General features: G+C 69.2%; 23 protein-coding genes. 13 read left to right on the top strand and 10 right to left on the bottom strand.

What is annotated here, in order from left to right; all coding sequences use genetic code 11:
• Window positions 1-7 precede the first annotated feature (7 nt).
• Genes nuoL through nuoN form a run of 3 tightly spaced genes read left to right on the top strand, consistent with a single transcriptional unit; the run spans window position 8 to window position 5,036 of the window.
• Entirely contained in the window at window positions 8-1,909 is a 1,902-nt protein-coding gene (gene nuoL / locus QRX60_RS08600) for an NADH-quinone oxidoreductase subunit L (protein ID WP_286000241.1), read from the top strand.
• Window positions 1,909-3,459 (top strand): NADH-quinone oxidoreductase subunit M, encoded by a 1,551-nt coding sequence (locus QRX60_RS08595; protein WP_286000240.1) that lies wholly within the window; start codon window positions 1,909-1,911, stop codon window positions 3,457-3,459. Before nuoL ends, QRX60_RS08595 begins: the two co-directional genes overlap by 1 nt.
• Before the next feature lie 2 nt (window positions 3,460-3,461).
• Window positions 3,462-5,036 (top strand): NADH-quinone oxidoreductase subunit NuoN, encoded by a 1,575-nt coding sequence (nuoN, locus tag QRX60_RS08590; RefSeq protein ID WP_286000239.1) that lies wholly within the window; start codon window positions 3,462-3,464, stop codon window positions 5,034-5,036.
• A gap of 31 nt (window positions 5,037-5,067) precedes the next feature.
• Here the strand turns inward: nuoN and QRX60_RS08585 are convergent, their stop codons facing one another.
• From QRX60_RS08585 to QRX60_RS08565, 5 genes are all read right to left on the bottom strand, one after another.
• Window positions 5,068-5,757, bottom strand: coding sequence for an ESX secretion-associated protein EspG (locus tag QRX60_RS08585; RefSeq protein ID WP_286000238.1), 690 nt, complete (start codon window positions 5,755-5,757; stop codon window positions 5,068-5,070).
• A gap of 28 nt (window positions 5,758-5,785) precedes the next feature.
• On the bottom strand, window positions 5,786-7,039 hold the full coding sequence (locus QRX60_RS08580; protein ID WP_286000237.1) for a PPE domain-containing protein: 1,254 nt from the start codon (window positions 7,037-7,039) through the stop codon (window positions 5,786-5,788).
• Between the two features lie 4 nt (window positions 7,040-7,043).
• The gene (locus tag QRX60_RS08575) at window positions 7,044-7,622 is read right to left on the bottom strand and encodes a DUF3558 domain-containing protein (RefSeq protein WP_286003534.1); all 579 of its coding nucleotides are present in this window, start codon (window positions 7,620-7,622) and stop codon (window positions 7,044-7,046) included.
• 41 nt (window positions 7,623-7,663) lie between these two features.
• Window positions 7,664-8,086: a hypothetical protein gene (locus QRX60_RS08570; RefSeq protein ID WP_286000236.1), complete on the bottom strand. Its 423-nt coding sequence runs from the start codon at window positions 8,084-8,086 to the stop codon at window positions 7,664-7,666.
• 159 nt (window positions 8,087-8,245) lie between these two features.
• The gene (locus QRX60_RS08565) at window positions 8,246-8,902 is read right to left on the bottom strand and encodes a hypothetical protein (RefSeq protein ID WP_286000235.1); all 657 of its coding nucleotides are present in this window, start codon (window positions 8,900-8,902) and stop codon (window positions 8,246-8,248) included.
• Window positions 8,903-9,073: 171 nt separating this feature from the next.
• Here QRX60_RS08565 and QRX60_RS08560 point away from each other — a divergent pair, with 171 nt between their 5' ends.
• The 3 genes from QRX60_RS08560 to QRX60_RS08550 all read left to right on the top strand — a co-directional run bounded on the left by QRX60_RS08560 (window position 9,074) and on the right by QRX60_RS08550 (window position 11,836).
• Window positions 9,074-9,400, top strand: coding sequence for a DUF6204 family protein (locus tag QRX60_RS08560; protein WP_286000234.1), 327 nt, complete (start codon window positions 9,074-9,076; stop codon window positions 9,398-9,400).
• Between the two features lie 116 nt (window positions 9,401-9,516).
• Window positions 9,517-10,569 carry a polyprenyl synthetase family protein gene (locus QRX60_RS08555; RefSeq protein WP_286003533.1) on the top strand — a complete coding sequence of 351 codons (1,053 nt, stop codon included), beginning with the start codon at window positions 9,517-9,519 and terminating at the stop codon, window positions 10,567-10,569.
• A gap of 19 nt (window positions 10,570-10,588) precedes the next feature.
• Entirely contained in the window at window positions 10,589-11,836 is a 1,248-nt protein-coding gene (locus QRX60_RS08550; protein WP_286000233.1) for a sunset domain-containing protein, read from the top strand.
• 46 nt (window positions 11,837-11,882) lie between these two features.
• Here QRX60_RS08550 and QRX60_RS08545 read toward each other — a convergent pair whose 3' ends face one another.
• The 4 genes from QRX60_RS08545 to QRX60_RS08530 all read right to left on the bottom strand — a co-directional run bounded on the left by QRX60_RS08545 (window position 11,883) and on the right by QRX60_RS08530 (window position 16,371).
• Window positions 11,883-12,212 (bottom strand): VOC family protein, encoded by a 330-nt coding sequence (locus QRX60_RS08545; protein ID WP_286000232.1) that lies wholly within the window; start codon window positions 12,210-12,212, stop codon window positions 11,883-11,885.
• A 116-nt stretch (window positions 12,213-12,328) separates the two neighbouring features.
• A complete protein-coding gene (locus tag QRX60_RS08540) occupies window positions 12,329-13,393 on the bottom strand; it encodes a 2-oxoacid:ferredoxin oxidoreductase subunit beta (RefSeq protein WP_286000231.1) in 1,065 nt (354 codons plus the stop codon).
• A gap of 34 nt (window positions 13,394-13,427) precedes the next feature.
• Window positions 13,428-15,353: a 2-oxoacid:acceptor oxidoreductase subunit alpha gene (locus QRX60_RS08535; protein ID WP_286000230.1), complete on the bottom strand. Its 1,926-nt coding sequence runs from the start codon at window positions 15,351-15,353 to the stop codon at window positions 13,428-13,430.
• A gap of 262 nt (window positions 15,354-15,615) precedes the next feature.
• Window positions 15,616-16,371, bottom strand: a complete 756-nt coding sequence (locus tag QRX60_RS08530; protein ID WP_286000229.1) for an enoyl-CoA hydratase — start codon at window positions 16,369-16,371, stop codon at window positions 15,616-15,618.
• A 23-nt stretch (window positions 16,372-16,394) separates the two neighbouring features.
• Here QRX60_RS08530 and QRX60_RS08525 point away from each other — a divergent pair, with 23 nt between their 5' ends.
• Window positions 16,395-16,784, top strand: a complete 390-nt coding sequence (locus QRX60_RS08525) for a hypothetical protein (protein ID WP_286000228.1) — start codon at window positions 16,395-16,397, stop codon at window positions 16,782-16,784.
• 16 nt (window positions 16,785-16,800) lie between these two features.
• Here the strand turns inward: QRX60_RS08525 and QRX60_RS08520 are convergent, their stop codons facing one another.
• The gene (locus QRX60_RS08520; protein ID WP_086676042.1) at window positions 16,801-17,247 is read right to left on the bottom strand and encodes an Lrp/AsnC family transcriptional regulator; all 447 of its coding nucleotides are present in this window, start codon (window positions 17,245-17,247) and stop codon (window positions 16,801-16,803) included.
• A 74-nt stretch (window positions 17,248-17,321) separates the two neighbouring features.
• Here QRX60_RS08520 and ddaH point away from each other — a divergent pair, with 74 nt between their 5' ends.
• The 6 genes from ddaH (at window position 17,322) to QRX60_RS08490 (ending at window position 22,844) form a co-directional block, all read left to right on the top strand.
• Window positions 17,322-18,167, top strand: coding sequence for a dimethylargininase (gene ddaH, locus QRX60_RS08515; protein WP_286000227.1), 846 nt, complete (start codon window positions 17,322-17,324; stop codon window positions 18,165-18,167).
• 87 nt (window positions 18,168-18,254) lie between these two features.
• Window positions 18,255-18,902, top strand: coding sequence for a polysaccharide deacetylase family protein (locus tag QRX60_RS08510; RefSeq protein ID WP_286000226.1), 648 nt, complete (start codon window positions 18,255-18,257; stop codon window positions 18,900-18,902).
• A 251-nt stretch (window positions 18,903-19,153) separates the two neighbouring features.
• A complete protein-coding gene (locus QRX60_RS08505; protein WP_286000225.1) occupies window positions 19,154-19,849 on the top strand; it encodes a glycoside hydrolase family 75 protein in 696 nt (231 codons plus the stop codon).
• A 60-nt stretch (window positions 19,850-19,909) separates the two neighbouring features.
• Window positions 19,910-20,173 (top strand): helix-hairpin-helix domain-containing protein, encoded by a 264-nt coding sequence (locus QRX60_RS08500; protein WP_286000224.1) that lies wholly within the window; start codon window positions 19,910-19,912, stop codon window positions 20,171-20,173.
• A gap of 183 nt (window positions 20,174-20,356) precedes the next feature.
• On the top strand, window positions 20,357-21,673 hold the full coding sequence (locus tag QRX60_RS08495) for a nucleotide sugar dehydrogenase (protein ID WP_286000223.1): 1,317 nt from the start codon (window positions 20,357-20,359) through the stop codon (window positions 21,671-21,673).
• A complete protein-coding gene (locus QRX60_RS08490) occupies window positions 21,663-22,844 on the top strand; it encodes a glycosyltransferase family 4 protein (RefSeq protein ID WP_286000222.1) in 1,182 nt (393 codons plus the stop codon). The genes QRX60_RS08495 and QRX60_RS08490 overlap by 11 nt, the downstream gene beginning before the upstream one ends.
• Window positions 22,845-22,880: the final 36 nt, after the last annotated feature.

Raw genomic sequence — 22,880 nt, 5'->3', positions numbered from 1 at the left:
ACACCGAGTGACCGCATCATCGTGGCTGCTGGTGGCCCTTCCGGCTCTCGGCGCCCTGATCCTGCTGCTGGCGGGCAAGCGCGCCAAGGCCTGGGGGCATCTGCTCGGCTGTGCCACCGTCACGCTGGCCTTCGTCTACGGCCTGATCCTGTTCTTCACTGCCGACACGGGCACCACCACCGACACCAAGGTCTACTCGTGGATCCCGGTCGGCCAGCTGCAGGTGGACTTCGGGCTGCGGATCGACGCGCTTTCGCTGACGTTCGTGCTGCTCATCACCGGCGTCGGCATGCTGATCCACTACTACTCGATCGGCTACATGGCCGACGACGAGGGCCGGTACCGCTTCTTCGCGTACCTGAACCTCTTCGTCGCCTCGATGCTGATCCTGGTGCTGGGCAACAGCTTCGTGACGCTGTACCTCGGCTGGGAGGGCGTGGGTCTCGCGTCCTACCTGCTCATCGGCTGGTACCAGGGCCGCCCGTCCGCCGCGACCGCGGCGAAGAAGGCGTTCCTGATGAACCGCGTCGGGGACGTCGGGCTCGCGCTGGCGATCTTCATCATGTTCAAGTACGCGGGCTCGACCGGCTACGCGCAGGTCTTCCAGGCGGTCGCCGACGGCAAGTTCTCGCCGGCGGCGATCACCGCGATGGCGATCCTGCTCCTGCTGGGCGCCTGCGGTAAGTCCGGCCAGTTCCCGCTGCAGGCCTGGCTCCCGGACGCGATGGAGGGCCCGACCCCCGTCTCGGCCCTGATCCACGCGGCGACGATGGTCACCGCGGGCGTCTACCTGGTGGCCCGCTCGAAGGACATCTTCAACGCCACCGAGGACGGCCGGCTGATCGTCACGCTCGTCGGCACGGTGACCCTGCTCCTCGGGTGCATCATCGGCTGCGCGTACGACGACATCAAGAAGGTCCTCGCGTACTCCACGGTCAGCCAGATCGGCTACATGATGCTGGCCGTCGGGCTCGGGCCCATCGCGTACGCGCTGGGCATCATGCACCTGGTCGCGCACGGCTTCTTCAAGGCCGGGCTCTTCCTCGGGGCCGGGTCGGTCATGCACGGCATGAACGACGAGGTCGACATGCGGAAGTTCGGCGGCCTGCGCAAGCACATGCCGATCACCTTCATCACGTTCGGACTCGGGTACCTGGCCCTGATCGGCATCCCGCCGCTGTCGGGCTTCTTCACCAAGGACGCGATCATCGAAGCGGCGTTCGGCCAGGGGGGCTGGCGCGGCTGGGTGATGGGCGGCGCCGCGCTGCTCGGCGCCGGGCTCACCGCGTTCTACATGACGCGCCTGATGGTGATGACGTTCTTCGGCAAGGAGCGCTGGAAGGACATCAAGAGCACCGACGGCCACGACTTCCACCCGCACGAGTCGAAGGCGATCATGTGGGTCCCGATGGCGGTGCTGGCGGTCGGCTCGGTCGGCGCCGGCGCGTTCTTCGCCCTCGGTGACCGCTTCGCCGAGTGGCTGACCCCGTCGGTCGGTGCGCTGGAGGAGGCGCACCACGCGCCGTTCGACGCCTGGGTGATCTCCGTGGCCGCGATCGTGTTCTCCGTGCTGGGCGTGCTGATCGCGTGGCTGATCTTCCGCCGTGACGTGCCGGTCGAGCAGCCGCAGCGCGTCTCGTTCGTCACCCGCGCCGCGCGCAAGGACCTCTACGGCAACGCCCTCAACGAGACGCTGGTCGCCCGCCCGGGCACCTGGCTCTCGCGGGCGCTGGTGTTCGTCGACAACCGCGGCGTCGACGGTGCGGTCAACGGCCTGGCGGCCGGCCTCGGCGGCGGCTCCGGCCGGCTGAGGCGGCTCCAGACCGGGTTCGTCCGGTCCTACGCGTTGTCGATGCTGGGCGGCGCGTTCCTGCTTCTGGCGGCTCTCCTGCTGGTGAGGTTCTCCTGATGACCTGGTTGCTCATCCTCATCCTGGTGCCGCTCGCCGGTTCCCTGGTGCTGGCGTTCCTCAAGGGGAACGACCGCGCCGCGGTGCTGGCCGCGCTGGGGTTCTCGATCCTCGAGTTCCTGCTCGTGATCCCGTTCTGGGCGAGCTACTCGCCCTCCGGCGCGCGGCTGCAGCAGACGTCGAGCTTCGACTGGATCCCCAGCTTCGGCGTGCACATCGCGTTCGGCACCGACGGCATCTCGCTGATCATGATCGCGGTGATCGCGCTGCTGGTGCCGATCGTCGTCGGCGGCCTCGGCACGCTCGACAAGCTGCCCCCGGGCCGCAGCGCGGGCGGGTTCCTCTCGCTGATCCTGCTGCAGGAAGCGCTCACGATCGGCGTGTTCGCCGCGACCGACGTCTTCCTGTTCTACGTGCTGTTCGAGATCATGCTGATCCCGATGTACTTCCTGATCGGCGGCTACGGCGGCGCGAACCGGCAGTACGCGGCGGTGAAGTTCTTCCTCTACTCGTTCCTCGGCGGCCTGATCATGCTGGCGTCGGCGATCGGGGCGTACTCGCTGGCGTCGGACAAGCTCGGCAAGGGCACGTTCGACTGGGCGACGCTGGTGACGGTCGTCCGCGACGCGCCGCTGCACACGCAGATCTGGCTGTTCCTCGGGTTCTTCCTGGCGTTCGCGATCAAGGCACCGCTGGTGCCGTTCCACACCTGGCTGCCGGACGCGGCGGGGGAGGCGCCGATCGGTGTCGCCGTCCTGCTGGTCGGCGTGCTGGACAAGGTCGGCACGTTCGGGTTCCTGCGCTACTGCCTGCCGATGTTCCCGGACGCGAGCAGGACCCTCGCCCCGCTGGTGCTGGTGCTCTCGGTGATCGGTGTCCTCTACGGCTCGATCCTCGCGGCGGGGCAGCGGGACATGAAGCGGTTCATCGCCTACGTCTCGATCGCCCACTTCGGCTTCATCTCGCTCGGCATCTTCGCGTTCAACGAGCAGGCGATGGTCGGCTCGGCGACGTACATGCTGAACCACAGCATCGCGACCGGCATGCTGATCGTGGTGATCGGCCTGGTCGTCGCGCGCGGCGGGTCGACTCGCATTTCGGACTACGGCGGCATGGCGAAGGTGACGCCGCTGCTGGCGGGCCTGTTCCTGCTCGCCGGCCTGTCCACGCTTTCGCTGCCGGGCACCAACTCCTTCGTCTCGGAGTTCCTGGTGCTCATCGGGGCGTTCGTGGACCAGCCGGTGTACACGATCCTCGCCACGGTGGGCATGGTCCTCGCCGCGGCGTACGTCCTGTGGCTCTACCAGCGCGTCATGCAGGGCCCCGTCCGCGGTGACGCCCTGGTGGGTGTCGGCGGCGGGCCGGGCACCGCGATGGCGCCGGAGCTGGGCGCGAAGAAGGCCATCCGCGACCTGACCGGCCGTGAGATCGCGATCGTGGCGCCACTGGTCGTGCTGGTCCTCTTCCTCGGCTTCTACCCGAAGCCGGTGCTCGACACAGTCACCCCGACGGTGCAGCAGACGCTGTCCGCGGTCCAGGGAGGCAAGTAACCGTGCTCGACATCCTCCTGACCCAGGCGCCGGAGCCGCCGATCGCGACGCCGTCGGTGGACTACCCGGCGGTCCTGCCGATGCTGATCGTCTTCGGCGCGGCGTGCGTCAGTGTGCTGGTCGAGGCGTTCGCCGCGAAGCGCTCGCGCTTCGGCCTGCAGGTCGGGCTGAGCCTGGCGGCGATCGTCGCGGCCGGCGTCAGCCTGGTCGTCTACGCCACGGGCAGCGCGCCCGCGGGCGGCGTCAAGACGTTCAGCGGCGCGATTTCGATCGACAAGCCGGCGCTCTTCCTCTGGGGCACGCTGCTGGCCCTGGCCGTCGGCGCGGTGCTGCTGATCTCCGACCGCGTGGTCGAGCCGGGCGGCGCGCTGGTCGCGCAGGCCGGCATCCGCCCGGGCACGATCCAGGACCGCGCCCAGCAGACGGCGACGGTCATGCAGACCGAGGTGTTCCCGCTGACGCTGTTCGCGCTCGGCGGCATGATGGCGTTCTGCGCGTCGAACGACCTGCTGACGATGTTCATCGCGCTGGAAGTGCTTTCGCTGCCGCTGTACCTGATGTGCGGCCTGGCCCGGCGGCGGCGGTTGCTGTCGCAGGAGGCGGCGGTCAAGTACTTCCTGCTCGGTGCGTTCTCCTCGGCGTTCTTCCTCTATGGACTCGCGCTGCTGTACGGCTACGCGAACTCCGTGAAGCTGGCGGACATCGCGGCCGCGGCGGCGGGCTCGGACCGGTCGGACACGCTGCTGTTCGCCGGCCTCGGCCTGCTCGTGGTGGGCCTGCTGTTCAAGGGGTCGGTCGGCCCGTTCCACACGTGGACCCCGGACGTCTACCAGGGCGCGCCGACACCGGTGACGGCGTTCATGGCGGCGTGCACGAAGGTCGCCGCGTTCGGCGGGATCCTGCGGGTGCTGTCGGTGGCGTTCTCCTCGACCAGCTGGGAGTGGCGCGGAGTCCTCTGGGGCGTCGCGATCATCTCGATGGTGATCGGCGCGGTGCTGGGCCTGACGCAGACGGACGTCAAGCGCATGATCGCGTACTCGTCGATCGCGCACGCCGGGTTCCTGCTCGTGGGTGCGATCGCGATGACGCGCGATGGGTTGTCGAGCACGCTGTTCTACCTGCTGGCGTACGGCTTCACGACGCTGGCGGCGTTCGGCGTGATCAGCCTGGTCCGGGACTCCTCGGGCGAGGCGACGCACCTCTCGGCGTGGGCCGGTCTCGCGAAGCGCTCACCGCTGGTGGCCGGCATCTTCACGTTCCTGCTGCTGGCGCTGGCGGGGATCCCGTTGACGTCCGGGTTCGTCGGCAAGTTCGTGGTGTTCTCGGCCGCACTGTCGGACGGGATGGCGCCGCTGGTGGTGGTCGCCCTGGTGTTCAGCGCGGTGGCGGCGTTCTTCTACCTGCGGGTGATCGTCCTGATGTACTTCTCCGAGCCGGCGGCCGACGGTCCTTCGGTGTCGGTCCCGGGCTTCGGCACGGGAACGGCGATCTTCCTCGGCACGGCGGTGACCCTGGTCCTCGGCCTGGTCCCGGCGTTCGCCCTGGGCTGGGCCGGCGCGGGCGGCTTCGCTTCCTGAGACTGGTTTCTTCAGGCCGCCACTCCCGTTCTCAGGGGGTGGCGGCCTTCAGTTTGTGGCTCAGTTGCTTCGGTTCTCCGGGCAGCACGCTGATGTAACCGCCGGCGAGTGCGATCCCCACGCGTCCCGCGTTGAGGTCGAGGTAGTTGACGGACGTGTTTCCGGAGTAGAGCTGCCCGACACCGAAGTGAGGCTGCTGGAAGAGGGCGTCGAGTTCCTGAGCTTCCCGGCTCCGGGCGGGGGCGTCGTCGAAGATGTCGCTTCCTACCTGCGGTTTGAAGTCATCCTGAGGAAGCGAGAAGGGCCTGATGGGCGCGGGCTCGTACGGCGGCAGGAGTTTGACCAGCGCGTCGGCGGGATGGGTGTCGGGGGAGACCCCGGCGAGTTCGACCGTCTCCCCCCGGCAGAGAACACTGACGGCACTCCGGTTCTGCGCGGCGACGAGGATGCCGATTTGCTCTTCGGTGTCGCGGGCGTAGGCGAAGAACTCCTGTTTCGGGCGGTCGATGAGGTGCAGGACGTCTTCGAATTCGGGCGTGAAGCCGTTGCCTTGGGTGAAGCCGTAATGGCTGAGTTCCTCGAAGGCTGCACGGTTCGTGGCGTTCCGCGCCGACGGCGGGATGTAGCGCAGCCCACCGGCGAAGATCGGGTGCGGGTCGCCGCAGCCGACGTTGCGCATGGCGGTGAGCAGGGTGTTCAGCGTGAACTCGGCCTTGAGCACCGTTGTTTCCTCCCCGTTTTCCGGTGCTCTAGTTCTTGGGCCGGTGCTCGCCGATCACCGGAGGCATCGGCTTTTCGGTGAACCCGCCGAAGGTTTCCTCCGGATCGGGATTGCGGAGGTAGGCCGCGGCTTTCTTTTCTTTGTCTTCTTCTTTACCGCCACGTCCGCCTGCGGGGGCGCCCATGGGCATGCCGTTGGCGCCTCGGGCCCCGGCGGCGCCTCGGACTGCTCCGCCGGGGAGCCGCTCCTCGGGCATCCGGGCGCCGGTGTTCACTCCCGGGCCTCGCATGCCTGTCCCTGTCCCTGTTCCCGGTCCTGTGCCTGGCCGGTACCCGGTTCCTGTGCCTGTTCCGCTGCCTGGCCCGAACCCGCTCGAGTAGCCCCCGGTGCCAGGCCCGAAGGTGGTGTTCCCGCCGAAGTTGTTGCCGGGCTGCCCGGTGGGCCCGAACTCATACCCACTCTGAGCGGCGGGAGGCAGGACGGGCTTGGGGACGTAGCTGTTGGCGTGGGTGTTGTCCGGGTTGCCGGTGCCGGGCTGCTGGACCTGGTGCTGGAACTGGTTTTGGGTCTGGCTCTGGACTTGGTTCTGAAGTTGGGGCTGAACCTGGTTCTGTCCGGGTTGGACGGTCTGCCGGTTCTGCTGCGAGGGAACCTGGGGCTGCCGCGGGTTCCGGGCCCACTCACCGGTATCGGTGGGGCCGGTCTTCCCGGTGGTCTTGCTGTCTGTGCCCTGACCGGGCGTCGTCATGGCAACAGGAGTCCCGGAGTCGGCGAGCTGCGCGTACTGGGCGGGCATCTGCCCACCATTGGTGCCACTGGCGGAGTGGTAGGCACTGAAGGCGTCGATGTTGGCCTGGCTGTCGGCCTGCCAACTGGTGACTTTGGTTCGGTAGGAGTCGACACCGTCCCCGTTGATGGCATGAAGAAGATCCGCAGCGGTGATTTCGGGAGGCTGAGGGGCAACGGGTTTGACGGAGTTCTTGGCGGTCCCGAAGGCATCCATCTGGGCACCAACGGCGGTTTGAGCGGTCTTGAGGTGGACTGCGTCATCGGCGGCGGCTTGAACGAGGGGAAGGGTGGCATCAGCAGCAGCGTCCCCGGCGCCACCTTGCCAGCCGGACATGGTCTTGGCGCGGAGAGAGCTGATCCGCTGAGCCCGCTCGACCATCCGGTTGGTCAGCTGACTTGCGCTGTCGTGAGCTGCACCCAACGACTGGGTACCCTTGCCGCCGGTGATCTGTTCATAGATCTGAGCGGCAGACAGAGGTCCTTCGGTAACCATCGACTCACCTGGCCCGGAAATTGTTCAGTACGGTCGCCGCGACCTCGTGGGCCGCCGCACAGGGGTCTTTTTTGCCGATGTTGCCCTCGGAAAGGCCCACCGACACGTCGACGATGTCTTGGTTGCTGGTTCCCAGGGCGATCGCACAGTTGCCCTTGGACCGCAGATCGGCCTGCCCGTAGGCCACGGTCGGGTAGCCATCGATCGGGTCCATGGGAATGAAGAGCGGGAAAGTCGTCCCTTGCTGCTGATAGATCGAAGTCAGGCCGCGCCTGTTCTTGGTGGCGTAGATGACTGAAACCGCTGCCTGGGTGACAGATTTCGGGTGCCAGAAACAGCTGGGGCCGGCCTCACCGGTCTGCTCCTCCTTCGGCTCCACGTTGGGACCCAGGAGTTCTGCGATCTGCGCGTCGGTGAGCGTCGTGCAGGGCTTCTGCTGGAACTGCGTGGTGTCGATCGGGATCGCCACTCCGGGCACGCCTGCTCCGGGAAGCTGGGAGTCCGGGTCGCTGGTCGAAGGCGTGACCGAGTCAGTCTGCGAAGGCGTGGCTGTGCCGTTTTGAGTTGTGGTGCAAGCAGCCACAAGCAGCAACGTTGCGCCCAGTCCGAGTAACAACGGGCGTTTCACAGACTGCCTCCGGTCTGGTTGATCTCCGTCGAGTGGTTGTCCTCTGCAGCGGCGTACTTGCCCAATGCCGTCTGGAATTTCGCAGCCATCGCCCGGCAGTATGACTCGCGTCCTTCGAGAGTGGTCGTGAGCGCCAAGCCAGACTGGCGAATCAGCTCGGCGTTTCCGTCGCTGGCGTACTCGAGACCAGGCCCCTCTGCGGTGGCGATTGCGCGCGCCCTGCTCAAGTCGTCCGCGAACTCGTTCGCCAGGTCGTTCCAGTCGTGCATCAACTCACGAAGCGTCGCCTCGTCGTACTGGAACCCCGCCGCGCTGGGCTCCGCATGGTGCTCACCCCCATAAGACCCCGCCTGATGGGTGATCGCACGCAGTGGCGCCCGCCGTGTGCCGTGCGGGTCGTAAACCGGACCCTCAGGCATTGCTCAACCCCGTCGTCATCAGCTCTCCCCTAGCTTGCAGTGTGCTCCACCCCGGGCACCCTGCGTATCCGACGGCGCACAGACTACCAGGGTTCCCACACCCCAAAAGCCGGGAAAGAACGAGGGCCGCGACCCCCTCGGCCGCGGCCCTCGAAACACCTACGGCGTCGGTGAGCAGGATGTGTGGCCCAGCACCACCTGGCCGCTGATTCCCGAGGCCGGGAGGAAGGTGATCTTCAGCATCGTCAGCCCGATGCTTCCGTCACCCGGCAGGTTCTGCGTGTTGAACACCGCGTTCGCCAGCACCGTTCCGTTGGACTTCTTGATCGGCGACACGTACCCCACCGGGACCGGGCTCGGCGGGTTCGGGATGCCCGACATGCCGCCGTACGTCCAGTTCGCACTCGTCTGCGTCTGGGTCGCCGTGCACTTCACCGAGAACGTCGACAGCTTGACGCGCGGGCCGCCCGCGCTCACCAGGGCCGACAGCTCGAAGTTCTTGCCCGTCGCCGTGGACGTCGTCGTGGTCGCGTCCGTGTCCGGGTCCGTCACCGTTGTCGTGCAGGACGAGGTGCCGCCGCCGAAGGTGATGCCCGTCTTCGACACCACCTGGGCCGTCGCGCTCGTCGGGCCGTCCACCGAGCAGTGACCCTGGGTCGGGACCTTGATCGTCGAGCCGGCCTTCGTGAACTCGGCCGAGCCGATGTTCGCCACGCCCGGTTGCGGTTCTGCCTGCGCCGGGGCCGCGGCCACGGTGAGTCCCGCCACCAGCAGTGTCCCGGCGAGCGCGGCCCGCTTCGCGATGGTGTTGCGCATGTCGCGTCCTCCTTGACGAACGGGGAGAGCGGCCGCTCTTCCTCGAGCTGAATATCCGCCCGCCGGAGACGTCCGTTGCGTCCGAAACCGCTGATCACCCCTTCGTGGATCATGAACCACCCGGTGGATAATCCCGTCGGTATTCGGATACAGCTCTGTATATTGACGCCCATGCCGACCTACCGCGCCCTCGTCCGGGGCAAGTTCGACCGGCCCACCCAGGTCATCCGCGAGAAGCTCCTGAGCGCTCTCGGGCCAGGTGAGGACGTCGCGGGCCAGCTCTTCAGCCCCGAAGGCACGCTCACCTACAGTCACCACCTCGGCGGCTTCAGCTTCCGCGTCGCCCTCGACGTCGCTCCCGGTGACGACGCCACGCGGCGGGCCCACGACACGGCCGAGCTGATGGCCATGGAACTGCTGGAGCGGGAGGGCTATCCGTACCGCGACCTCACCGTCAGCTCGACGTGCATGGACGACATCCGGATCAAGCGCCGCTGAGGTGTCATGTTCGTCACCGTTTCCGCTGGACAGCGGGTAAACGACCGCGCGGGGTAGCCACTACGCTCAAGGCCATAACCCGACCGGTGCACGAGTAGAGCGGAGCCGACGTGTCTGTGCCTTCCCCAGCCCCCGGGGCGGGATCCCTCCCCGCTGCGCCGGGTGGCGCCCTCGAGGACCTGCGCGCGTCGGTCGGCCTGCAGATCGCCGACGAGACCCTGCTGCGCGCGATCGCCGCCGGGCTGGCCGACGTCGAGAAGCTGCTGCGCGAGGTCGTCCGCAGCGACGTCCAGGCCGTCAACGACGCCGCGTTGCACCTGGTCGAGGCGGGGGGCAAACGTTTTCGTCCGCTCTTCACCCTGCTGTCCGCGCAGTTCGGCCCGAAGCAGGACGACCACGTCGTGATCGCCGCCGCCGCGGTCGAGCTGGTGCACCTCGCCACGCTCTACCACGACGACGTCATGGACGAGGCCGACATGCGGCGCGGCGCCGAGAGCGTCAACGCGCGCTGGGACAACACCATCGCCATCCTCACCGGCGACTTCCTCTTCGCCCACGCCTCGCGCCTGGTCGCCGACCTCGGCACGGACGCGGCGCGGATCATCGCCGAGACCTTCGGCGAGCTGGTCACCGGCCAGATGCGCGAGACCGTCGGCCCCGGACCGGGTGACGACGCCGTCGCGCACTACCTCACCGTGATCGCGCAGAAGACCGGCTCGCTGATCGCGACGTCCGGCCGCTTCGGCGGGATGATGTCCGGCGCCGCCGAGGAGCACATCGAGGCGCTGCGCCGGTTCGGCGACATCATCGGCACCGCGTTCCAGATCTCCGACGACATCATCGACATCGCGTCGCCGTCCGACGAGCTCGGCAAGGCCCAGGGCACCGACCTGCGCGAAGGCGTCCGGACGCTGCCGATGCTGTACGCGCTGGCCGACCCGGACACGGATCCGCGGCTCATCGAGCTGCTTTCCGGCCCGATCGCCGACGACGTCCTCGTCCAGGAGGCCCTGGAGCTGCTGCGGGCGAGTAGTGGACTCGAACGCGCACGCGTCACCCTTTCCGACTACGCTCAGCGCGCGCGAGCCGAGCTTGCCGCGTTGCCCGCGTCACCCGCCCGGGACGCGTGCGAGTCGGTCGCCGACTACCTGGTCGCGCGCACGCACTAAACAGGGGCAGGAAAAAGAGATGTCCATTTTCGGACAGGTTTGGCTGTGGAGTCTCGCGGCGTTCTTCGTCGGGGTGCTGCTCACCTGGCTGGTGCTGGTGCTGCCGCTCCGCAGGAGCGTTCGCAAGCTGGAGAGTTCGCTGGCGCAGGCCCACGCCGACGCCGCGCGCACCCCCGCGAACGCCGCCGGGCTGGCCGCGCCGGGCACCGAGGTCTTCGCCCGGCCCGAACCGCGCCGGGAGCCGGAGCCGGCGCGGCAGGAGACCTCCTACCCGGGGACGCTCGTCGCCCCGGCGCCGTTCAACCGCGACGACGTCCACGACGACATCGACCAGGACTTCGCCGAGCTGGACTCCCAGGTGCCGCCGGGGATGCGCCCGGACCCCGACGACGCCTTCCGGCCGGAGCCCGAGGTCGAAGAAGCTGCTTCGGGCCTGGCCTCGGAAACCCAGTTCCTGACTCCGGTCGCCGAGCCGGAGGACCCGTACCGCGCCGCCGCGACGGAGTACCTGGTTCCGGGTGAGGACCCCGGAGCCGAGCCGGCCGAGCCGGCGCTCTCGCGGCTCGAGCAGCAGCTCGACCCGGACCCCGCGGGCTCGCTGTTCCAGCCCCCGGCGGAGGAGACGCACGCGCCGGCGCCGGACTGGTTCGACCACGAGCCGCCGGCCGAGCGGTCGGCGTTCGAGGAGCCGGTGGAGCGCACGCGCTACCTCGGCTCGGTCGGCGCCGAGGAGCCCGAAAAGCCCGAGGAGGCCGAACCGGAGGAGGCGCCGCAGTACGCGTTCAGCGACGGCGACAGCGGGGCCAACGGCGAGCTGGACGTGCCGCCGGAGACCCCGGCCGAGGCGACGCAGGTGCTGCCGAAGCGGCAGCCGCGGGAGGCGCTGCGCGGCGGATTCGACACGCCGCAGCCGATCCAGCCGTCCATGCGCACCGTCGAGCGCCGCGAGACCGACCTGTCCGGCGCCCACAGCGGTTCGCTGTTCGAGCCGTCGGTGCAGCCGAACCAGGCCGCCCTTTCGGCGCCGGAGCCGCCGCCCGCGCGGCAGGTGGCCGGCGACGCCGTCCCGCCCGGCCCGTTCGGCCCCGGCTCGGCGATGCCGCGGCCCGGTGGCGGGCGGCCGGGTGACGGGTTCGAGGTGAAGGCGAGCGTGACGGCGTTGCGGTACTGCACCGAGGATTCGGCGCAGTTCCCGAAGATGGTGGCCGAGGTGTGGTTCCGGACCGCCGAGGACGCCGAGCGGGTCGGGTTCCGGCCGCTCAGCTGAGTTTTCCGGAACGAAAGGCCGCCCCCAGGGCGGCCTTTCGTCGTTTTCAGGCCGCCTGGAACAGGACCATGGCCGCGCCGCCGGGATCGGTGACCACCACCAGCGAGCCGACCGGCAGATCGGTGCGCTCCCGCACGATCTTCCCGCCCAGCTCCACGGCTTTCGCCGCCGCGGAGTCCACATCGGACACCGGCGCGTAGGGCAGCCACTGCGGCGCGCGGTCGTCGCCGGGGGCCAGGTCGGTCAGGCCGCCCCAGGGGGCGCCGTCCGCGGTGAGCAGCTGTCCGTCGGACTCCCAGCCGAGCAACTCGCCGAAGAACCGCTTGGTGCCGTCCACATCGGACGTCCGGACGTCGAAGAACACGAAAGGTCGCATGACCCAAAACTTAGGACACGCGTCCTAACTCTGGTAACCCCGAAAAGCCGTGAAGGCCTCCTTAGCGGCATCTTGAGCCGGTAAGGAGGCCTTCACGGACCTCGGGACAGCGAAAGCTACGCGACCGTCCAGGTGTCCTTGCCGCGCAGCAGCCCCTGCAGGTCGGGCGTGCGGGCCGCGCGGGCCTGCTCGACCTGGGCGCGGGCGCCGTCGTCGTACGTCGGGCGCTCGACCTGGCGGAGGATGCCCATCGGGACGTGGTTGAGGCTCTGGTCGCCGAGCCGCGACAGCGCGAACGCGTACGACGTGTCGGCGATCGACGGGTCGTGCACCACGACGTTGTCCTCGCCGATGTCCGCGACCTTCGCGACGTCCAGGCCGCCCCAGTCGCCGCGCTTGACGCCGAACTCCTGGTTGGGGCCGAACCGGATCGGCTCGCCGGCGCGCAGCGGGATCAGCCGGGTGGCGGCCTCGTCGGCCTCCTTGAGGACGTCGAACGCGCCGTCGTTGAAGATCGGGCAGTTCTGGTAGATCTCCACCAGCGCCGACCCGCGGTGCTCCGCCGCGGCCTGCAGGACCTCGGTGAGGCCCTTGCGGTCGGAGTCCATCGCGCGGCCCACGAACGACGCCTCCGCGCCGATCGCCAGCGACAGCGGGTTGAACGGCGTGTCCACCGAACCCATCGGCGTCGACTTGGTGACCATGCCCTGGCCCGACGTCGGCGAGTACTGGCCCTTGGTCAGGCCGTAGATCCGGTTGTTGAACAGCAGGATCTTGATGTTCACGTTGCGGCGCAGCGCGTGGATCAGGTGGTTGCCGCCGATGGACAGCGCGTCGCCGTCACCGGTGACGACCCACACCGACAGGTCCGGCCGCGTGGTCGCGAGCCCGGTCGCGATCGACGGCGCGCGGCCGTGGATCGAGTGCATGCCGTAGGTGTTCAGGTAGTACGGGAACCGCGACGAGCAGCCGATGCCCGAGATGAAGACGATGTTCTCGCGCTTGAGGCCGAGCGTCGGCAGGAAGGACTGGACCGCGTTCAGCACGACGTAGTCGCCGCAGCCCGGGCACCAGCGGACCTCCTGGTCGGACTTGTAGTCCTTGGCCTTCTGCGGCTCGTCGGTGGTGGGCACAAGGTCCAGGCCGCCGATGGTGGGGAGCCCGATATCGACAGTAGTCATGCCGCCTCCGCGGTAAAGAGAACGTCGGCGGTGGTCACTTAGCCGCCTCGGTACTAGCGCTGGTGATGATCTCCGCGAACAGGTCCTGCAGCTCTTCGGCCTTGAACGCCATGCCCGCGACCTTGGTGTGGCTGTGCACGTCGACCAGGTACTTCGCCCGCAGCAGCAGCGCGAGCTGGCCCAGGTTCATCTCCGGCACCACGACCTTGTCGTAGCTGCGCAGGATGTCGCCGAGGTTGGCCGGCAGCGGGTTGAGGTGGCGCAGGTGGGCCTGCGCGATCGGCATCCCGAGCTTGCGCACCCGGCGGCACGCGGCCCCGATCGGGCCGAACGAGCTGCCCCAGCCCAGCGCGAGCACGCGCGCCTTGCCGCCGCTCGGGTCGTCGACGACCAGGTCGGGGACGTCGATGCCGTCGATCTTCGCCTGCCGCAGCCGGACCATCTTGTCGTGGTTGGCCGGGTCGTAGGAGATGTGGCCGGTCTTGTCGGCCTTCTCCAGCCCGCCGATGCGGTGCTGCAGCCCGGGCGTGCCCGGGATCGCCCAGGCGCGGGCGAGCGTCTCGGGGTCGCGCACGTAGGGCCAGAACTCGCCGGAGTCGTTGTCGGCGTTCGGCTCGGACGCGAACTCGACGTGCAGGTCGGGCAGCGTCCCGACGTCCGGGATCAGCCACGGCTCGGAGCCGTTGGCGATCGCGCCGTCCGACAGCAGCAGCACCGGCGTGCGGTACTTCAGCGCGATCCGGGTGGCCTCGATGGCCGCGTCGAAGCAGTCCGCGGGGGACAGCGGCGCGACGATCGGGACGGGGGACTCGCCGTTGCGGCCGAACATCGCCTGCAGCAGGTCGGCCTGCTCGGTCTTGGTCGGCAGGCCGGTGGACGGGCCGCCGCGCTGGACGTCGATGACGACCAGCGGCAGCTCGACCATCACGCCGAGGCCGACGGCTTCGGACTTCAGCGCGACACCCGGGCCGGACGTCGACGTGACGCCGAGCGCGCCGCCGTAGGACGCCCCGAGGGCGGCGCCGATGCCGGCGATCTCGTCCTCGGCCTGGAAGGTGATGATGCCGAAGTTCTTGTGCTTGGACAGCTCGTGGAGGATGTCCGACGCCGGGGTGATCGGGTACGTCCCGAGCAGGATCTGCAGGCCGGAGCGCTGTCCGGCGGCCACGATCCCGTAGGCGAGCGCGGTGTTGCCGGTGATCTGCCGGTACGTGCCCTGGGCCAGCTTCGCCGGGGCGACCTCGAACGTCGTCGCGAACGACTCGGTGGTCTCGCCGTAGTTCCACCCCGCCCGGAAGGCCAGGATGTTCGCCTCGGCGATGTCCGGCTTCTTGGCGAACTTCTCGCGCAGGAACCGCTCGGTGCCCTCGGTGGGCCGGTGGTACATCCACGACAGCAGGCCGAGGGCGAACATGTTCTTGCAGCGCTCGGCGTCCTTCTTGCCGAGGCCGGTGTCGGCGAGCGCGCCCTGGGTCAGCGTCGACATGGCGACCCGGTGGACCTGGTAGGCCTCGAGCGAGTCGTCGTCGAGCGGGTCGGTCGCGTAGCCGACCTTGGTCAGGTTGCGCTTGATGAAGTCGTCGGTGTTGAGGATGATCGTCCCGCCGTGCGGGACGTCGGCGAGGTTCGCCTTGAGCGCGGCCGGGTTCATCGCCACCAGCACGTCCGGGCGGTCGCCGGGGGTGAGGATGTCGTAGTCGGCGAAGTGCACCTGGAACGAGGAGACGCCGGGGATCGTGCCCTGCGGAGCCCGGATCTCGGCGGGGAAGTTCGGCATCGTCGACAGGTCGTTGCCGAAGGCGGCGGCCTCGGACGTGAAGCGGTCGCCGGTCAGCTGCATGCCGTCACCCGAGTCGCCCGCGAACCGGATCACGACCCGGTCGAGCTTGCTGACCTCGGTCTGCCTGGTCGCGGCGAGCGAGCCGTGACCAGCGCCGTTGCCGTTCGCACTCGTGCTCATGGGTCAGGGATTCCCTCTCTCCCGACGTTGTGGCCATCGGTCACCTGCCCGGTGTCGTGACAGGCGGATCACCAGGCCCTACCACGAGGTTAGCTCGCGCTCGACCACGATGTTCCTAGACTCCCGGCGTCCGGAACGACCTCATTACTGCGCTGATGGTTCTTCTGTGCTGGTCCGACAAATATGTGTTACCGATGGTAACGGGTAAACCCCAGTTCTCGTTGTGACTCGTGTCTCGCGTAGGGGCGTCCACCTGGTGGGATCAAGAGTGGGACCGGATCCGCGCCCGCATGGCCTCGAGCCGCTCGGCGAACTCCGGCGAGGCGAGCGACGCGAGCTGCGGCCCGATCTCGACGTCGACCGCGTCGGCGTGCGCGGCCAGCGAGGCGGTCGCCCGGAGGCTGCGCTTGGTGGCCAGCAGCGCCTCGCGCGGCGCGGCGACCGCGGGCGCGGCGAGCTCCCGGGCCGCGGCGACGAGGTCGCCCTCGACCACCCGCAGCGCCAGCCCGGCGCGCACGGCCGCTTCGGCGTCGAGCGGCTGCCCGAACAACGTCATCGCGGCGGCCTGCTGCGGGCCGGCCAGCCGCTGCGTCATCCAGGTCATCCCGCCGCCGGGGTGCAGCCCGAGCTCGAGGAACCGGGCGACGAACTTCGCCCGCGGCCCGGCGAGGCGGACGTCGGCGGCCAGCGCCAGGTTCAGGCCGGCGCCGACGGCGGCACCGCCGACCGCGGCGATGGTCGGCAGCGTGCACCGCGCGACGGCGAGGAAGCCCTCGTAGATGGCACGCAGGCCGGCCTCGTCGGCGCTGCCCAGCGCGGAGAGGTCGGCACCGGCGCAGAACGCGGGTGGCGTCCCGGTGACGACGACGGCGTGCACGGACTCGTCCCGCTCCGCGGCTTCGACGGCGGCCGCGAGCTGGGCGGAGAGGTCGAGGGTGAGCGCGTTGCGGCTGCCGGGCGCGTCGACGGTCAGCAGCGCGACGCCGCCGGTGTGCTCGCTGACGATGCTGTCGGTCATCGGGTCAGGGTATTAGTGGTCACATGGGGGAACTGGCCGGAGTGCTGCTCAGGGGAATCGTCGTGCTGGTGGGCAACGTGCTGGTGGTGCTCGACCTGCCCGAGCTGTTCGGTGGCCGCCGCCGGGCGGCGCGCCAGGCGGCTCTGGAGCGGGGTGAGCGGGTGACGATCCCGTGCGTGCTGCGCGACGAGGAACTGACCGCGGGACGCGAGCGCCGCGGAAGGCTGGAGGTGGGCGCCGGCCCGGTGCGGTGGCTCCCGGCCGGCGGCGAACCGGTGGCGTTCGACCCGGGCGAGCTGACCATGCAGGCGGTGGACCGGCAGGCGGTGACCTTCCACGCGGCGGGCGGCCGGACGGAGCTGCGGCTGCACCCGGACGAGGCGCCGCCGGTGCTGCGGGCACTCGCGGGCTGAGGCTGGGCCGGCGGCCTCACCCCTCCGGTGTCGGCGGGCGCTCCAGCAGCCGGGACAGCACGACCGTCGACACCGTCCGGTCCACGATCTCCAGTCCGCGCAGCCGCTCCAGCGCGGTCTCGAGGTGGTGGATGTCCGCCGCCCGCAGGTGGACGATCGCGTCCGCCGCCCCCGAGACCGTGTACGCCGCCACCACCTCCGGCAGTGGCTCCAGCCGCGCGCGGATGCGGGCCGGCGTGATGTTGCCCTGGCACGTGACCTCGACGAACGCCTCGGTGCCCCAGCCCAGCGCCTCCGGGTCGACCACCGCGGTGAACCCGCGGAGGATGCCCGTTTCGAGGAGCCGGTCGACCCGCCGCTTCACCGCCGGGGCGGACAGGCCGACCACCTTGCCGATCTCCGCGTAGCTCGATCGGGCGTTCGCCACGAGACACGAAACGATTCGCTGGTCGATGGTGTTCACACGCAACACTTAGCACAGATATGCGCAGCGAACAGCGATTGATTGCGAGTTTGGCCGCACCTTACCCTGCAATCATGCAGGGATCATCGCCAATGCGCGTACCGACCACCCGTCGATACCTGATGTGCCCCCCGCGTCACTTCGCGGTGGACTACGTGATCAACCCCTGGATGGACCCGACCCAGCCGGTCAGCGCCGACGTCGCCGTCGCGCAGTGGACCGAGCTGCGCGACACGTACCGCCGCCTCGGCCACACCGTCGAGGAGATCGACGCCCAGCCCGGCCTGCCCGACATGGTCTTCGCCGCGAACTCCGGCACGGTCGTCGACGGCCGCGTGCTCGGCTCGCGGTTCCGCGCACCGCAGCGCGCCGCCGAGGCCGAGCACTTCCGCCGCTGGTTCGTCGAGCACGGCTACCGCGACATCACCATGCCGGAGAAGGTCAACGAGGCCGAGGGCGACTTCGCCTGGACCGGCAGCCTGCTGCTGGCCGGCACCGGTTTCCGCACCGACCCGGCCGCGCACGCCGAGGCCCAGGAGGTCCTCGGCGTCCCGGTCGTCTCGCTGCACCTGGTCGACCCGCGCTTCTACCACCTCGACACGGCGTTGTTCGTGCTCGCCGAGACGACCGACACGACGCGCGCGCAGATCGTCTACTACCCGGAGGCGTTCTCGGCCGGCTCGCGCCGCGTGCTGGAGCGGCTGTTCCCGGACGCCGTTCTCGCGACCAAGGAAGACGCCGAATGCTTCGGCCTCAACGGCGTTTCCGATGGCCGCAACGTCGTCCTGCCGGTCGAGGCCACCCGGCTGGGTGAACTCCTCGCCGATCGGGGGTACGAGCCGGTCTACGTCGACATCTCCGAGCTGCGGAAAGCCGGCGGCGGCCCGAAGTGCTGCACCCTGGAAATCCGGAAGGGTTGATTTCGGCAAAACCTGTAACTCACCCGTTTGCCACCGCGATTAATCGAGGTAACAAATCGACTACTCGCGGTGGCAGGCGGTGGAACGGTGGCGGTCAACCTCGCCCTGCACGGGATCGGGCGGCCGGCTCGTCAGCTCGACCCCGGCGAAGACGAGCGCTGGGTGACGGTCGAGCAGTTCGAGCACCTGCTGGACGCCGTCGCCGAACGCGACGACGTCCACCTCACGTTCGACGACGGCAACGAGTCCGACGTCGAACTCGCCCTGCCCCGGCTGGTCGACCGCGGGCTGACGGCGGAGTTCTTCCCGCTCGCCGGCCGCCTCGGCCAGCGCGGCTACCTCGACCGCGACGGCCTGCGCGAGCTCGTGCGGGCGGGGATGGAGATCGGCTCGCACGGCTGGGAGCCGCGCGACTGGCGCCGCCTCGACGACCGTCACGCCCGCCGCGAGCTGGCGGACGCACCGAAGCTCCTCGGCGACCTGTGCGGCCGTCCGGTGCGGCGGTTTTCGCTGCCGTTCGGCGCGTACGACCGGCGGGTGCTGAGCCGGCTGCGGCAGGCGGGCGCGACGCGGGTGTACACGAGCGACGGCGGCGCGGCGAGCCGGGACGGGTGGCTCCAGGCGCGGACCGAGCTCCGCCACGATCTCGACGACGACTGGCTGGACGAGGTACTCGTCGCGGGGCAACGCAGGGCCGGGCGCCGGCTGGCCCGGCTGTTCCGCCGCCGGTCGTGAGTGGTTAGGGCGGTTCTAACCGCCCTAACCACTCACGACCGGTGATGGCGGGCCGGGGGCTGTGCCGCACAGCGGGACATCGCGTGAACCGGCCGCGTCCCCCGGTGTCCGGGTGAGCAGCGTTTTCGCCAAGACCGGCCGCATGATGGGAAATTCCCGCAGGTTCAGGTCTTGTACCGGCTCCCGCTGGGGTGCATCCTGATCGCCTCGCCGCCGTAAGGAAAGTTTCCTAACTAAAGGGAGCACCAGGAATGCGGAAACTGATCCTGCTCGCGACCATGGCGCTCGCCGCGGCCGTGATGCCCTCGGCCCTCGCGTCCGCGGCGCAGGCCCCGACCGCGCAGCCCGCCACCACCGCGGCCGCCCCGACCGCGGCCCAGCTGCTCGCCAAGACGAACAGCTGCAAGCAGATCTCCAACGGCAAGTACAAGACCGACGAGGACGTCTCGGCCAAGACGGTCGCCGTCTGCGACGCCAACGGCGCGGTCTTCTGGAAGGCCGACATGGACATCGACTGCGACGGCCAGCGCTCCACGCAGTGCAACGAGAACACCGACTGCTGCTACCAGGACGACACGGCGTTCCACCAGTCCGACGGCAAGCCGCTCAACGCCGCGAAGCTGCCCTACATCGTCGTGCCGAGCTCGAGCAGCATCTGGAAGTACTCGTCGTCGCAGCTGAAGGGCGGCGGCTCCTGCGCCGTGATCTACAACGGCAAGGTCGAGTACGCGGTCATCGGCGACACCGGGCCGACGCAGATCATCGGGGAAGCGTCCTACGCGACCGCGAAGGACCTCGGCATCAACCCCGACCCGTCCAACGGCGGCACCGACTCCGGCGTGACGTACATCTGCTTCAAGAACTCGACGGTCTCGCCGATCGAGAACCACGGCAACGCGGTGAGCAAGGGGCAGAGCCTCGCCACCACCTTCGTGAACAACAACTGACGCACGAGCCGGGGCCGATCCGTTCAAGACCGGATCGGCCCCGGCTGCTGTGCTGGGAGCATGAGCAAGGAACTGCTGAAACTGGCGAACATTGGCCCGGCGATGGTCCGCGACCTCACCCGGCTCGGGATCACCGAGCCCGCGCAGCTCGCCGGGCGTGATCCGGTCGAGCTGTACGAACGCCTTTGCGAGACCGACGGCGTCCGGCACGACCCCTGTGTGCTCGACACCTTCATGTCCGCGGTCGACCAAGCCGACGGCGCGCCGCCCCGGCCGTGGTGGACCTACACCCCGGAACGGAAACGCCTTCTCGGGACCCGCTGACCGGAACCGCGCCGACCGCGTTGCCCACCCACTGCAAGATGCAATTCGAGACCCGATTTTTACGCGAAAACCGTTACGCCTAACGGCCGTCTCACGCTTTACCCCGTTCGCCGCCCCGGCGGTAACGATCCAGGGGGTCTCGCCGACCAACTTGAGGGTCGCGCGGAATAGCGGAGGTTTGGCGTGAAGATCAGTGTCTTCGGGCTCGGTTACGTCGGTTGTGTCTCCGCCGCGTGCCTGGCGGGGCAAGGGCACCGGGTGGTCGGCGTGGACGTCAACCCGGTCAAGATCGACCTCATCACCCAGGGCAAGGCCCCGGTGGTCGAGGAGCGGATCGGCGAGCTGACCGCCGAAGTCGTCGCGAGTGGCGCGCTGAGAGCCACGACCGACGTCGCGGAAGCCGTCGCCGACAGCGAGATTTCGCTGGTCTGCGTCGGCACGCCGTCGGCGCCGAACGGCAGCCTGTCGACGGTCTACCTCGAGCGCGTCGCCGAGGAGATCGGCGAGGCGATCGCGGCCAAGAGCGAGCGGCACACCGTCGTCTTCCGCAGCACGATGCTGCCGGGCACCTGTCTGGACCTGCTGATCCCGATCCTGGAGAAGTCCTCGGGCCGTACGGCGGGCGTCGACTTCGGTGTCGCGGTGAACCCCGAGTTCCTGCGCGAGGGCACCAGCGTCCGCGACTTCTTCGACCCGCCGAAGACCGTGATCGGCGAGTTCGACGCCACCAGTGGCGACGCCGTCGCGGCGCTCTACGAAGGCCTGCCCGGCCCCGTCTTCCGCGTGCCGATCCCGGTCGCGGAGATGACGAAGTACGCCGACAACTCCTTCCACGGCCTGAAGATCGGGTTCGCCAACGAGCTCGGCGCGGTCTGCCGGGCGCTCGGCCTCGACTCGCACCAGGTGATGGACGTCTTCCTCGCCGACACCAAGCTCAACATCAGCCCGGCGTACCTCAAGCCCGGGTTCGCGTTCGGCGGCTCCTGCCTGCCGAAGGACCTGCGCGGGCTGGTCTACGCCGCGCACCGCGCCGACGTCAGCGTGCCGATCCTGTCGCACGTGCTCGCGTCGAACGCCGACCACCTGCAGCGCGCGTTCGACCTGGTCGCGCGCACCGGCAAGCGCAAGGTCGGGCTGTTCGGGCTGTCGTTCAAGCCGGGCACCGACGACCTGCGCGAGTCCCCGCTGGTCGAGCTGGCGGAGAAGCTGCTCGGCAAGGGCTTCGATCTCAAGATCTACGACGCCAACGTCAGCCTTTCGCGGCTGATGGGCGCCAACCGTGAGTACATCGAGGGCCGGCTGCCGCACCTCGGCCAGCTGCTCGCCGGGTCCGTCGAAGAAGTCATGGACCACGCCGACGTCCTGCTCGTCGGCACCAAGGACCCGGACGTGCTGGCGGCCCTGCCGCACAGCGGCGACCGGCCGCTCATCGACCTCGTCCGCCTGCCCGACGCCGCCGAGCGTCGCCTTGAAGAGGGATACGCCGGCCTTGCCTGGTAAAGCGCTCATCCTCGTCGAAAATCTCTCCGTTCCCTTCGACCGGCGGGTGTGGCAGGAGTCCACGACCCTGCGCGACGCCGGGTGGGAAGTCCACGTGATCTGCCCGCAGGGCACGAAACGCGACACCGAGGCCGAAGCCCTCGTCGACGGTGTCCACATCCACCGGTACCCGCTGAAAGCGGCCACCGGCGGCCCCGCCGGCTACCTGCAGGAGTACGGCAGCGCGCTGTGGCACACGCTGCGGCTGGCGCGGAAGGTCGGCCCGGTCGACGTCGTGCACGCCTGCAACCCGCCGGACCTGCTGTACCTGGTCGCGAAGGTGCTGAAGCGCCGGGGCGCGCGGTTCGTCTTCGACCAGCACGACCTCTGCCCGGAGCTGTACCTCTCGCGCTTCGACCGCGGGCAGGACCTGCTCTACCGCGGGGTCTGCGCGCTCGAACGCGCCACCTACCGCGCCGCCGACGTCGTGATCTCGACGAACGAGAGCTACAAGCAGGTCGCCCGGATCCGTGGCGGCAAGAAGCCCGAGGACGTCTTCGTGGTGCGCAGCGCCCCGGTCGTCGAGCGGTTCAAGGAGGTGCCGGCCGAGCCCGAGCTGAAGAAGGGCAAGCCGTACCTGCTGGCCTACCTCGGCGTGATGGGCCCGCAGGACGGCGTCGACTACGCCCTGCGCGCCCTCGCGAAGCTGCGGGACGAGATCGGGCGCACCGACTGGCACGCGGTGTTCGTCGGCTCCGGCGACGCCTTCGACGACATGGTGGCGCTCTCGGCGAAGCTCGGGCTGGCCAACCAGGTCGAGTTCACCGGCCGGATCCCCGACGAGGACCTGGTCCGCTATCTCTCCACCGCCGACGTCTGCCTGTCGCCGGACCCGCTCAACCCGCTCAACGACGTCTCCACGATGAACAAGGTCATGGAGTACATGGCGATGAGCAAGCCGATCGTCTCGTTCGAACTGCGCGAAGCGCGCGTTTCGGCGGGCGACGCGGCGGTCTACGCCCCGGCGAACGACGAGTCGGCGTTCGCGAAGCTCGTTTCGCAGCTGCTGGACGACCCGGAGGAGCGGGTCCGGATGGGCAAGCTCGGGCAGGCCAGGGTGGCCGGCGCGCTCTCGTGGGAGAACTCGGCGAAGAACCTGCTCGCCGCGTATGAGCACGCCGTGAAGTCCTGATCGCCGTTAGGTCAAGAACTCACCAGACCTGTAACC

It is taken from the genome of Amycolatopsis mongoliensis (assembly GCF_030285665.1).
GTDB classification, from domain to species: Bacteria; Actinomycetota; Actinomycetes; order Mycobacteriales; family Pseudonocardiaceae; genus Amycolatopsis; species Amycolatopsis mongoliensis.
This window is presented reverse-complemented; position numbering and strand designations above follow the sequence as displayed.

Bases quoted from the DNA above. Each gene is read 5' to 3' on its own strand.
- QRX60_RS08595 (WP_286000240.1), top strand. From the start codon at position 1,909: ATGACCTGGTTGCTCATCCTCATCCTGGTGCCGCTCGCCGGTTCCCTG.
- QRX60_RS08580 (WP_286000237.1), bottom strand. From the start codon at position 7,039: ATGGTTACCGAAGGACCTCTGTCTGCCGCTCAGATCTATGAACAGATC.
- QRX60_RS08570 (WP_286000236.1), bottom strand. From the start codon at position 8,086: ATGCCTGAGGGTCCGGTTTACGACCCGCACGGCACACGGCGGGCGCCA.
- QRX60_RS08565 (WP_286000235.1), bottom strand. From the start codon at position 8,902: ATGCGCAACACCATCGCGAAGCGGGCCGCGCTCGCCGGGACACTGCTG.
- QRX60_RS08560 (WP_286000234.1), top strand. From the start codon at position 9,074: ATGCCGACCTACCGCGCCCTCGTCCGGGGCAAGTTCGACCGGCCCACC.
- QRX60_RS08550 (WP_286000233.1), top strand. From the start codon at position 10,589: ATGTCCATTTTCGGACAGGTTTGGCTGTGGAGTCTCGCGGCGTTCTTC.
- QRX60_RS08545 (WP_286000232.1), bottom strand. From the start codon at position 12,212: ATGCGACCTTTCGTGTTCTTCGACGTCCGGACGTCCGATGTGGACGGC.
- QRX60_RS08540 (WP_286000231.1), bottom strand. From the start codon at position 13,393: ATGACTACTGTCGATATCGGGCTCCCCACCATCGGCGGCCTGGACCTT.
- QRX60_RS08535 (WP_286000230.1), bottom strand. From the start codon at position 15,353: ATGAGCACGAGTGCGAACGGCAACGGCGCTGGTCACGGCTCGCTCGCC.
- QRX60_RS08530 (WP_286000229.1), bottom strand. From the start codon at position 16,371: ATGACCGACAGCATCGTCAGCGAGCACACCGGCGGCGTCGCGCTGCTG.
- QRX60_RS08525 (WP_286000228.1), top strand. From the start codon at position 16,395: ATGGGGGAACTGGCCGGAGTGCTGCTCAGGGGAATCGTCGTGCTGGTG.
- ddaH (WP_286000227.1), top strand. From the start codon at position 17,322: ATGCAGGGATCATCGCCAATGCGCGTACCGACCACCCGTCGATACCTG.
- QRX60_RS08505 (WP_286000225.1), top strand. From the start codon at position 19,154: ATGCGGAAACTGATCCTGCTCGCGACCATGGCGCTCGCCGCGGCCGTG.
- QRX60_RS08500 (WP_286000224.1), top strand. From the start codon at position 19,910: ATGAGCAAGGAACTGCTGAAACTGGCGAACATTGGCCCGGCGATGGTC.